At 58.1% G+C, this 10,375-nt stretch carries 10 protein-coding genes, 1 pseudogene and 1 riboswitch; of the genes and pseudogenes, 10 read left to right on the top strand and 1 reads right to left on the bottom strand.

Annotated elements, in window-relative coordinates; translation table 11 throughout:
• Positions 1-557: 557 nt before the first annotated feature.
• Complete coding sequence (locus tag NW819_RS00220) at positions 558-1,319, top strand: E3 ubiquitin ligase family protein (RefSeq protein WP_414412536.1); 762 nt, start codon at positions 558-560, stop codon at positions 1,317-1,319.
• A 33-nt stretch (positions 1,320-1,352) separates the two neighbouring features.
• Here the strand turns inward: NW819_RS00220 and NW819_RS00225 are convergent, their stop codons facing one another.
• On the bottom strand, positions 1,353-1,907 hold the full coding sequence (locus tag NW819_RS00225) for a DUF4079 domain-containing protein (RefSeq protein ID WP_414331477.1): 555 nt from the start codon (positions 1,905-1,907) through the stop codon (positions 1,353-1,355).
• Between the two features lie 239 nt (positions 1,908-2,146).
• On the opposite strand from NW819_RS00225, the gene NW819_RS00230 reads away from it, so the two are divergent.
• From NW819_RS00230 to NW819_RS00270, 9 genes and pseudogenes are all read left to right on the top strand, one after another.
• Positions 2,147-2,638 (top strand): phycobilisome linker polypeptide, encoded by a 492-nt coding sequence (locus NW819_RS00230; protein WP_071818135.1) that lies wholly within the window; start codon positions 2,147-2,149, stop codon positions 2,636-2,638.
• 266 nt (positions 2,639-2,904) lie between these two features.
• Positions 2,905-5,295: a polysaccharide deacetylase family protein gene (locus NW819_RS00235; RefSeq protein ID WP_414412537.1), complete on the top strand. Its 2,391-nt coding sequence runs from the start codon at positions 2,905-2,907 to the stop codon at positions 5,293-5,295.
• A 131-nt stretch (positions 5,296-5,426) separates the two neighbouring features.
• Positions 5,427-5,699 carry a hypothetical protein gene (locus tag NW819_RS00240; protein ID WP_414331484.1) on the top strand — a complete coding sequence of 91 codons (273 nt, stop codon included), beginning with the start codon at positions 5,427-5,429 and terminating at the stop codon, positions 5,697-5,699.
• 74 nt (positions 5,700-5,773) lie between these two features.
• The gene (hisIE, locus tag NW819_RS00245; protein ID WP_414331487.1) at positions 5,774-6,460 is read left to right on the top strand and encodes a bifunctional phosphoribosyl-AMP cyclohydrolase/phosphoribosyl-ATP diphosphatase HisIE; all 687 of its coding nucleotides are present in this window, start codon (positions 5,774-5,776) and stop codon (positions 6,458-6,460) included.
• Positions 6,461-6,467: 7 nt separating this feature from the next.
• Positions 6,468-7,109, top strand: coding sequence for a DUF1997 domain-containing protein (locus NW819_RS00250; RefSeq protein WP_414412538.1), 642 nt, complete (start codon positions 6,468-6,470; stop codon positions 7,107-7,109).
• Between the two features lie 46 nt (positions 7,110-7,155).
• A riboswitch (Fluoride riboswitch) is annotated at positions 7,156-7,260 on the top strand.
• A gap of 25 nt (positions 7,261-7,285) precedes the next feature.
• The gene (locus NW819_RS00255; protein ID WP_414412539.1) at positions 7,286-9,013 is read left to right on the top strand and encodes a cation:proton antiporter; all 1,728 of its coding nucleotides are present in this window, start codon (positions 7,286-7,288) and stop codon (positions 9,011-9,013) included.
• Between the two features lie 52 nt (positions 9,014-9,065).
• The gene (gene crcB / locus NW819_RS00260; protein WP_414351171.1) at positions 9,066-9,497 is read left to right on the top strand and encodes a fluoride efflux transporter CrcB; all 432 of its coding nucleotides are present in this window, start codon (positions 9,066-9,068) and stop codon (positions 9,495-9,497) included.
• A 309-nt stretch (positions 9,498-9,806) separates the two neighbouring features.
• On the top strand, positions 9,807-10,151 hold the full coding sequence (locus NW819_RS00265) for a DUF190 domain-containing protein (protein WP_011431825.1): 345 nt from the start codon (positions 9,807-9,809) through the stop codon (positions 10,149-10,151).
• A gap of 42 nt (positions 10,152-10,193) precedes the next feature.
• A pseudogene (locus tag NW819_RS00270) lies at positions 10,194-10,375 on the top strand (MFS transporter); the annotation flags it as partial.

The raw sequence follows: 10,375 nt of genomic DNA on the forward strand, positions 1-10,375 counted from the left end.
CCGTCCTGGAAGGGCGGGGCTTCAGGCCTAGCTTCTTGGTAAAGTTTGGAACTGCCCGCATTCGGGATTGCCTTAAACTTCTCTTAAATCCTGTTTCACAGGTAACTGCTAGCATGAGGCCAACTTCACTCCCACCCCCGGAAAGGAAGGCCTTTATGAACTGGCTGATGCTGCTTGGTCTGCTTTGTCTTCCTGCCTCTCTGTTTTCGTTTGTTGAGTATTTGCGCTCCCAAAGGCTGGTTCAACAGCTCTCTGCAACTCGGTTGCTCAAGATAGCCGAGCTTCGCCATCTCGGTCAGACCAACCCCCAGGCAAAAGGAGCAAACTTGGCTCAAGTTTACGGCAGGGTTGTGTGCGATCGGCCTTTGGTATCGGAACTTTCGCGACAGCCTTGCGTCTACTACAAGTCTGAGATCTCTTGGGAGTATGACGAGATCGAATGCTATCGAAGGTATTTGAATAGCCAAGGCGATGTAGCGTATAGCGAACGGATCAGCGAAGGCGAATATCAGAACGCTCTACGCTTGGGATCCCGAGCAAAATCCTATCCGGGGGAGATGGTCGGGAAAAAGCCCGGCTTGGGCTACTCTGACTCCGGTTCTTTTCAGAAAAGGGTTGATCCCGACTACTCTAATTCTTTTCCACAAAAGCCCAACCCTGGCTACCCCGGTTCCGGTTCTTTCCAGAAAAAGCCTGGTTACCCCGACTACCCCCAGCAGCTTGGCTCTCCAGGCTATCCTCAAAAATCGCCGTTTTCCGAAGTAAGCTCTCCCCAAAAACACTACGCCAACGTGTATTACGATCCGAGCACAGGTCGGGAATATCTCCTTGAAAGAGAGACGAGAACGAGAGACGAAACCCTTCACTCGGTGGTTCGCCAGATCCCTTTTTTCATCGAAGACGAAACTGGAAGGGTGAGGGTGGATCCCACAGGTGCGGAGATAGAGGCTATGTCGGTTGTGGATGAGCATGTTTTTCCAGGAAAAGGGCCCAGCCGGTTCAACTTCAATCTCAAGCGCTACCTTTCCGGAGTGAGAACAGAAAATCGCTCCACCCGAGCTTTTATCTATAAGGAATGGGTGATTCCGGTGGATGCGATGGCGTTTACCATGGGGCAGGTGCGTTTTGAGGCAGGGGATCCCGTGATCCGAAAACCCCTTTCTGGGGAAAGGTTTATGATTGCCCCCAAATCCCCTGAAGCCCTCTTGGAAGAGCAGCGCTCCAATGCCAGCAGCTACCTGGTGGGATCCGTCGTCCTGCTGGGTATCGGCATTTTCACCGTGCTCCACCTGCTGCAATCCCTGCAGCCTTATCGCTAGTTCCTGCCCAGGCAGAGGGAAGCCTACTGCCACTCACAACGACAAACCCAGCTTGAGCCCAAGCAGGGCATGGGCAAACAGTACACATAGAATGAGGCTGCCCACATAGGCATGGGTGGTGCGCAAAGCAGCGCGGTTGCCCCCAAAGCCGCTGAGGGACAAAGCTCCATTCACCGCCAACAACAGCAACACCAGGGATCCCGTCCAAAAATGGGGGCTGCTCAACAGGGGCTTCCCTTGCATCACCAGAGAAAGAAGGCCGCCAGTGTAGCCCAAGGCAATGAAGGTGGCCATCCAGGGGGCCAATTTGCGGTGGTCAAGCAGAGGCTTCTGGGCCGCTTCCGGCAGGGATCCCTCTGGCGCTGTGGAGGCGGCTGCCAGACGCAAGGCCCGTCCTCGCCACCCAGTCAGGCCGACAAAGCTGCCCATCACCACCACCACGATCCCCATCATCAAGGGGTGACCCCATTGCACAATGGGTTGGGGCAAGTTAAGGCCGGCAAAAAACTGGGCTACGGGCTGCAAGGTGGCGGCTAACCCATCCGAAGCTGCCGACAGATCCGGCAAGGCCAAGCTCAACACGTTCATGGCGCTCCCTCTACCTCCGCAATAAATCTACAGCTGCTTAACAAATCTACAACACCCCAATTCTAGAATGGGAGGACATCAGTGATCTCCCTCAATTCGTTGAAGGGAGGACGTCAGCTGACCCATGCCAGCGGGAAGCTTCTGGTGGGCACCTGGCAGCGGTAGAATGTCTGACGATGAAGCTGTGGTTGTGGGCGGCTCTCCCGCCACTGAGTGCTGAGCAAAACGGAGTTGTTGAGATGGCCAAGTTGTTGTTGGGGGATCAAGCCTTTGAGGTCGAGCTGCTGACGGATGTGCCCACCAATTGGCCGGGAATTAAAGTCATGTCTAAGGGGGCCAAGCTGGACATTCCAGCGGGAACTGTGGTGAAGGTGGAGGCCGAGGATGACCACATAGCCGGCTCCTATAAGGTGGTCTATCGTTTGGCGCCTGCCTATCCCCGCAGCTGGCGGCTACTCCTGGAGCGGGAGAGCGTCGCCACGGCGCCTCAGGTGGCATCGGCCCCAGAACCAGAGGTCGCTCAGGCCAGCAGCTCAGAAGGAGGGCTGCCGAATAGCGATAAAATCTTCGCCATCAAGGTATCCGGCCTCGTGGGAGGAGGTGTGCGCAGAAGTGTTGTCGAGTACAAAGTGCCCTTCAGCCGCCTTTCCCAAGAAGTGAAACGGATCACCCAAATGGGAGGCAAGATCGTCAGCATTGCCGAGTCCAATCTGCTAAGCACCCTTGAGTAGCGGGCGGCTTCCTGGGAGGTTCTGGGTTCTTTCAGGCCACCCGTCCAGGCCGTTCTGGTTCAAACAATTTCAACGAGGGATCCCTGTAGAAAGCATGCGGCGATTTCTCCCCTATCCCCAACTTGAGGATGGGGTGGTAGGCTGGCGTTGGTTTTGCCGTTGCCTGGAAGGCTGCCTTTTCCTGCTGTCCTGGGGGTGGGCTTTGGGTAGGAAAAGGCGTTCCGGCGAGGGCTGAGCTTTTGCAATTGGGAGTGGGGAGTGAGGCCATGACATCTCGACGACAGCCGACGCGCTTGGGAGGGTCGATGCCCCAAGGCCATGCAGGCTCTGGGTCAACAAAGGGATCCCAGCCGTACCCCTCGCCCACTCCACGACAAAGCTTTTCCTCTTCCTCTCGACGTCCGCTGGCCAAGTCTCGACCGAGGTTACTCCCCTTCTTAAGCTTGCTGGTGATCCTGCTGGGATTTGGGGCTGGGGCCCTGGTGGCCTGGGCAACTGCTCATCCCGACTGGGTCAGCCGCCTGCCGGGGCTCTCGCCACCTCTAGCGGAGATCCCTGCCCCCCGCGCCCACGCTAAAGCGGCTCAACAGCGCTTGCCCATCTCCTTAGAGACCCAACTGGAGCGGGATCCCTTTGCTTTGGATCCCTTGGCCAGCCTTTCTTATGTGCCCGCCATCATGTATCACGATGTGGTGACTGGCCGCAAGCAGGTCTGGTTCGACACTACGGCGGCGGAGCTGCGGCAACACTTTGAGGCCATTAAGCAGGCGGGGTTGACCCCCATCCACATCGACCAACTGTACAAACACCTGCGGGACGGGGATCCCTTGCCCGAAAAAGCCATTTTGCTCACTTTTGACGACGCCTACCTGGGCCTGTACGAGAACGCCTACCCCCTTTTGAAGGAGTACAACTACCCCGCCACCTACTTTGTGCAAACCGGCTTTGTCGGCGTGCCCACCAGCAAGGATCACTTCACCTGGGATCAGATGCGGGAGATGGATGCCAGCGGGCTGATTGACTTTGCCGCCCATACCGTCAACCATCCTCCTGATCTGCGGGTGCTAGACGATGCCCGTCTGCGGCGGGAAGTGTTCGACTGCAAGACCAAGCTGGAGCAGGAGCTGGGCCACCCCATCCACTACTTTGCCTATCCCGAAGGCAACCGGGACGAGCGGGTGAAGCAATACCTGGCCGATGCCGGTTACCGGATGTCTTTTACGATGGATCCCGGTTTTACAGGACAATCGCCCAACTTGCTGGAGGTGCGACGCTTTAACCAGTTTCGCATCACCGAGGCCATCATTGGCGCCCGCACCTTCACCCTCAACCGCAGCCCCGACTACCGGCTGGATGTGACCCAACCGTTGGCCTTGACCGACGAAGTGATCGACCAGGTGCGTGTTCTCACCCTTCGCGGCGGGCGGGCGGCTACAGTGCACGCAGAACGGCGCTACGAAGTCAGGACGTTGGTCCAGCGCTACCAGGCCGATGCTGGCATTAACGGCAGCTTCTTCTCCATCCCTTGGATCAACTCTGCCAGCAATGTCATGGTGGGGCCGGTGATGGCTGCCAACCACAAGACCTTCATCCCCGGTCGCCCCGAAGACGACAAGGTGGTGCGCGGTCGCCCCTTGGTGCTGCTGGGCAGGGATCGCCTCCGCTTTGTGCCCTTTGATCCCGACACCATGACCCACTTGGAGAACATCCGCCAGTTGATGCCGGATGTCACGGATCTGTTTGTGGCCGGTCTATGGCTGGTTAAGGATGGCCATGCCCTCTCTCCGGCGGAGATCAACTCGTTCCGCCTTGCCAGCGCTGCTGAGTTTCGCCCCAGAGCTTTCTTTGGGGTAGATGACCAGGAGCGGGTGGTGATCGGAGTTACCAAAACCCACGTCAACGCCGCCATCCTGGCCCGTATTTTGCCCAAAACCGGGATCCGGGAAGCCGTGCTGCTGGACTCTGGCTTTAGCACCTCCCTGGTCTACAAAGGGGAGATCCTCGCCACCGGCCATGCCGGTCCCAACCAGCCCAGCCGTCCTGTGCCCCATGCCATCTTGCTCTACGACCTGACTCGCCTTTGGCGGGAGGATCCCCATCCCGAGGCCAAGGCTGGCTCTGAGGGAGATCAGCTGGAAGGGCTAGTGCAACTTTTGCCCGGCAGCGAGCAAGAGGCGGCCAAAGCCCAACTCAAGAGCATTCTGGCCGGCCAACGCACTTTGAGGCGGGGGGATCGGGGGGCGGCGGTGGTGGCGGTGCAACTGGGGTTGAGCCACCTGGCCACTCAGCAGGGACGGCTGGATCTACTCCCTTCGGGCCCTGATGGGGTGTATGGTCAAGAGCTGGCCCAGGCAATGGCGGAATTGGTGCTGGCTGCACCTGAGCGCAGTGAGATGGGATCCCCCCTTCCAGCCACCCCTACCCCCCTGGTGGCCGGAACGGCGACAGCCCGCCAAGGGGTGGACATCATCGATGCTCAACTGCTGCGGCGTCTGCTGGAGCGCGTTAACTTGGCCTCTCCCTCGGTACTGGTGGATACGCGCTTAGAACGGCCTGCCCTGTCCCTGGAGCGCAAGCCGGAGCGTAAGCTGCTGCCCAGCGCTTCTGTCCAACCCCACACCGGTGCTCCCAGCCCGACCTCCGGGTTAAGTCGGTAATCTGCGATACAGCCATTCCGCAACAGAGGGTCTATCCTGGCCGAAGAAGTCCGGCTTACCTCTAGCACTGGGGGCTAAGTTTGCTGTTTACCCTGCCGGTGGTGCTTAGGAGAGGTGTGCTGAGGGAGGTCATGACATCTGCTGCTGAAGGGGGGGCCGAGAACCCTGGGGCGACCTGGGTAATGGAGAAGCGGATTCTCGGCAACCCGGCTGATCCCCTGCGGTCGGCTGCCCAGCTCGAGCCGGGCATGTGGGTACGGCTGTTGTATCCTCCTTCTGTTAAGGGGAGGCTGGGGATCGTCCTCACCCGTGAAAACCGCGACCGCTGGCTGGTGACTCTGGCCGGTGAGGGAGAAGAGGTGGTCCTGTCCCTGGCGGCACGGGAACTGGTACCCCTTGGCTGAGGTTGTCAAGGATATCTTGGCGAGGGCTGGTTCTGTTATCCTGCTCTCAATGCGGTTTTTCAGGTCGCTGCTCTATGGTTGCTGCTCTGGCCTTCAACCCTTCCTCGGATCCCCCTCGATCGCTTCTGCCCGAGGAGATCACCTGGCTGGGCAGCCTCACCTACAATGAACAGGGCCTGATCCCGGCCATCGTGCAGGACTACCTGGACGGAACAGTGCTGATGATGGCCTGGATGAACCGGGAGTCGCTGCAGAAAACTTTGGAAACGGGCCGCACCTGGTTTTGGAGCCGCTCGCGGCAGGCGTTGTGGCCCAAGGGGGAAACTTCTGGCCATGTGCAGTGGGTCAAACAAATCCGCTACGACTGCGACGGCGACGCCCTGGTCATCCTGGTGGAGCAGGTGGGGGATGCAGCGTGCCACACAGGAGCGCGGAGCTGTTTCTTTCGCCCTTTGCAAGGGGATCCCCTTCCAGCAGCCGATACCCTGTCGCAGGTGTTTGCCGTGGTCAAGGCCCGCCAGGCGGATCCCCGTCCCGATTCCTACACCAGCAGCTTGCTAGCCAAGGGGGAAAATGCCATTTTGAAGAAACTTGGCGAGGAGACGGCTGAGGTGGTGATGGCGGCTAAGGATCAAGACCGCGTGGCTTTGGCCCGTGAGATGGCCGACCTCTGGTACCACTGCCTCGTGGCCCTTGCTCACTATCAGGTAGATGTTAGGGATGTCTATCGCCAGCTCCAAGCCCGCCGTTCCGCCAAGTGAAAGGGCCATGTCCCCCGAAGGCGGTGCTCCCGCAGATCCCTCTCCGTCCTCTTGGGATCCCTCCCTGGACAAAGCCCACCTGGATTTACAAGCCGCGCGCTGTGGCCAAGTGGATCTGGAAACCGATCGGGAGACCTTGGCCCGTTACCTGAGAGGCCATGCCCAGTGGATCCAGCGGTGCTTCAGGCCATTGCAGGTGGAAGCTTTGTCTGCCGAGACTTACAGGTTGCAGTTTTTCCGCATGGGCGGGCTGGGGTTTGAGCTGGAGCCCAGTTTTGGGGTCAAGATCTGGCCGGATAAAGATTACCGGTTTTGTCTGACCTCGATTGAGTTGCCCGGCGATGAAGGAATGCCTTACCGGGTCAGCTGCCAAGCCGATTTCCAGCTGGAGGAGCTGCAGGGATCCCTGAAAGACCTGCCCACAACTCGTGTTCACTGGTCTCTTCATCTGGAGATTGGGCTGGCTTTGCCCAGGTTTTTGCAGGTTTTGCCCCGCAAGTTGGTTTATCGGGTGGCCCGTCAAGTGGTGCAGCAGGTAACCCGCGGCCTCAGCGATCGCTTTACCGACAATGTCTGCCGGGATTTCTACCGCTCCATTGGCCGTACAGATTGCCCCTATCGCCTAGTTGTTGTGGAAGAGAAAGCATGATACCCTGCAAGCGGGATCAGTTGCCGGTCGGCTTTTGAGCCTTGCTCTGGCAACCGGTGATGGAGTTCACCGCAACCGCCTCGCACCGATTCAGAATTCTTCTGGGATTGTTCTGACATCCAAGGCTGAGGCTGATGACTCCTACACTTCTGGGGGTATCCAGGGGGTAGGAGTTTTTGGCTTTGCGTCCGCACTCCCCAGAGGCTCTCCCCCCTGAGTTGCCCTTCAACACGGCAAGGAGAGAGGATCTGTTGATGCTGGGCAGTTGGCTGTGGATCTTGGTGATGGGCTTTTTTGTCGGCCAGATCGTGGGTCGGCTGGGGATGCCCCCCCTGCTGGGGATGATCCTCGTAGGGATCCTGCTGGGAGAGGTCTTGTCTCCCGAGGTGCTGGCAGCGGCAGGGGATCTGCGGCTGGTGGCGGTGATGATCATTTTGATGAAGGCGGGCCTGGGGCTGGATCGGGAGAAGCTGGCCCAGCAGGGATCCGTGGCGTTGCGGCTGGGTTTTTTGCCGGCCGCCTGTGAGGCGGTGGCAGTGGCCCTGTTGAGCACTGGGATCCTGGGGTTAGACTGGCCTACCGGTTTGCTGTTGGGCTGCGTGATTGGGGCGGAGTCGCCAGCCGTGATCGTGCCGGGGATGTTGCGCCTCAAAAGCCTGGGCTGGGGGGTGGCCAAGGGGATCCCGGATGCCATTTTGACCGGCAGCGCCCTTTCCGACGTACTGCTGTTGTTGGGGTTTAGCCTGCTGCTCAGCTTTTTGGGCCAAGGATCCGCCGCGAGCGTTCGCTTGGGAAGCCTGGAGCTGTCGCCGCTGCAGTGGCTGCCGTTCCAGGTGGTGATGGAGATCCTGCTGGGCGTGGCTGTAGGCTACCTGGGGGCGCGGGTTCTGGTGTCGCTGCTAACCCAACAAAACTGGACCCGCAACAGCGTCCAGGAAGCGCTGCTGGCTGCCTGTATGGCCCTGGGGCTGGTGCTGGCACCGCAGGTGTGGCCCTATTTTTCCGGCTATTTGGCGGTGATGGCCCTGGGGTTCTTTCTAATTGAGCTGGATGCCCCCTTGGCGCGGCGGCTGCGAGGTGGGTTCGATGCCCTCTGGACGGTGGCGGAGATCGTGTTGTTTGTGCTGTTGGGAGCGTCGCTGGATCTGGGGGTGCTGGGATCCGTGTTTTGGCCGGGCTTGCTGCTCTTGACCTTGAGTCTGCTGCTGGGGCGGGGCTTAGGTTGGTGGCTTTCCACTCTGGGAAGCAATTGGAACGGGCGGGAGCGGCTGTTTTTGCTACCGGGCAACATGGCCAAGGCGACGGTGCAGGCGGCTATTGGTGGGATCCCTTTGGCCCAAGGGATCCCCGGTGGGGAGATCATTTTGGCTTTGGCGGCTCTGTCGATTTTGGTCACGGCCCCCCTGGGTGCTTGGCTGACCCAGGTGTGTGCTCCCCGGCTTTTGGAAAAAGGAGAGGTGGATCCCACCAAGGTAGGCAGCCAGGGCAAGGTGAGCTTTTTGGCAGCCGTGGACACCTCCCCTTTGGCCGAAGCCGTGCTGCGCAAGGTGGCCGATTTGGCGCGGCGGGTGGATGGGGAAGTGATTGTGTTGCATGTTACCGATAAGCCGCAGGGGAAAGGGGTAGAACTGTTGCGGCAACTCACCCAGCGTCTTTTGGCGGATATTCGCCACCAGTTTTGCTTGGCCTCGGGGCCCTTGGCAGAGACCATCGTAACCCTAGCTCAGGAGCGGCAGGTAACCGACATCGTCATGGGCAAGCGGGGCCACCGCGGCTGGGAGCAGGTTTTGGTGGGATCCACTTCCCAAGCGGTGTTGGAAACCAGCCCGATTCCGGTAATTTTGGTAGAGGAAGAGGACTTCAAGAGAAGCAGGATCCCTATCTCTGAGGGCAGAAAAAGCTAAGGATCCCACCTTTTCCGTAGGAAGTTCTGGGAACACAGTTCAAGGAGAATAGATGCGCTTGCAATCGGTGTGGGCTTACCTAAACCATGGCTTGGTCTCTCCCAGTTTGAGAGTTCCGTTTGCGGTTGCGTTGGGGGCTATTGGCGGATCCCTGAGTCGCTACTATCTATCCCTCTGGTTTGCGGAGCGATTTGGCCCTAGCTTTCCCTACGGAACCCTGTTCATCAACTTATCGGGTTGTGTGGTCATGGGTTGGTTCATGACCGTGGCTATGGAACGCCCTGAGATCTCACCGGAAATTCGCCTGCTGTTCGGGGTGGGATTCCTGGGTTCCTACACCACCTTTTCTACCTATGAACTGGATACCTTTAGCCTCTGGCAGCAACATCGCTTTGCTACTGGGCTTGTCTATTGGCTCGGTTCTTGCCTATTTGGAGCCTTGGCTATGGAGCTTGGGATCCTGTTGGCACGATTGTGGCGATAACGTTTAACGTAACCCCTATCAATCAGCAATCTATCCATCCAAAAGCCAGGTGCAGCAACTGGTCATTTTGGGCAATAACTTTTTTCTTAAAAGCACCGGGATCCCCACTAGTCAACCCCCTGGAATTTCTTATCTTAAGGAGCACTCTTCACCAAAGCAATATACAGTTTTTCCAGCGTTACTCACTACAGCCAATGCCAGCCAATCTCTTGCCTGACAAGGATCCCACTTCACTGTAGACCTTATGTGAAGCGGAAAAATCTGTAACCATGACAATCGCAACAGCCCAAAGACAAAAGGGATACAAGTATGCTAGATGATGAACCAGAAGTTTATAAATTGGATATTTACATCGGCGAGTCAGACCGTTGGCAAGGGAAGCCTCTCTACCTGGCTCTGCTGGAGCTAGGTCGTCAGCGTGGGCTAGCTGGTGGTACTGTGGTGCGAGCTATTGCTGGCTTTGGTCGAAACAGTCATATTCGCAGCAGTAACCTTCTAGAGCTTTCCACAGATCTGCCCATTTTGGTAACTTTCATCGACACGCCGGAAAAAATCAAAGCCTTTCTACCGGAAGTAAAAACTCTGATGCATGACGGTCTAGTTACTTGCCATAGGGTACAAGTATTCCATCATGTTCCTCATCAACAACAATAGTCCAGATCTGAAAATAGATTCCCCATTGCCAAGGAGCTGGTTATGCCCGATTCCCCTTCTGCCCTGCGCTTTATTGTTTTGCTGGGGATCGTCAGCCTCTGCGCCGATGCCACCTACGAAGGAGCCCGCAGCATTTCTGGAGCTTTTTTGGGATCCCTAGGAGCCAGCGGCACGGTGGTGGGCCTGGTGGCCGGCGGGGGGGAGCTATTGGCCTATGGCTTGCG

The organism is Synechococcus sp. R8-2 (assembly GCF_047461715.1).
GTDB lineage: Bacteria > Cyanobacteriota > Cyanobacteriia > Thermostichales > Thermostichaceae > Thermostichus.

What these genes read in the sequence shown, in the direction of transcription:
- NW819_RS00220 (WP_414412536.1), top strand. Translation starts at nt 558, where the DNA reads ATGGTCGGGAAAAAGCCCGGCTTGGGCTACTCTGACTCCGGTTCTTTT.
- NW819_RS00225 (WP_414331477.1), bottom strand. Translation starts at nt 1,907, where the DNA reads ATGAACGTGTTGAGCTTGGCCTTGCCGGATCTGTCGGCAGCTTCGGAT.
- NW819_RS00230 (WP_071818135.1), top strand. Translation starts at nt 2,147, where the DNA reads ATGGCCAAGTTGTTGTTGGGGGATCAAGCCTTTGAGGTCGAGCTGCTG.
- NW819_RS00235 (WP_414412537.1), top strand. Translation starts at nt 2,905, where the DNA reads ATGACATCTCGACGACAGCCGACGCGCTTGGGAGGGTCGATGCCCCAA.
- NW819_RS00240 (WP_414331484.1), top strand. Translation starts at nt 5,427, where the DNA reads ATGACATCTGCTGCTGAAGGGGGGGCCGAGAACCCTGGGGCGACCTGG.
- hisIE (WP_414331487.1), top strand. Translation starts at nt 5,774, where the DNA reads ATGGTTGCTGCTCTGGCCTTCAACCCTTCCTCGGATCCCCCTCGATCG.
- NW819_RS00250 (WP_414412538.1), top strand. Translation starts at nt 6,468, where the DNA reads ATGTCCCCCGAAGGCGGTGCTCCCGCAGATCCCTCTCCGTCCTCTTGG.
- crcB (WP_414351171.1), top strand. Translation starts at nt 9,066, where the DNA reads ATGCGCTTGCAATCGGTGTGGGCTTACCTAAACCATGGCTTGGTCTCT.
- NW819_RS00265 (WP_011431825.1), top strand. Translation starts at nt 9,807, where the DNA reads ATGCTAGATGATGAACCAGAAGTTTATAAATTGGATATTTACATCGGC.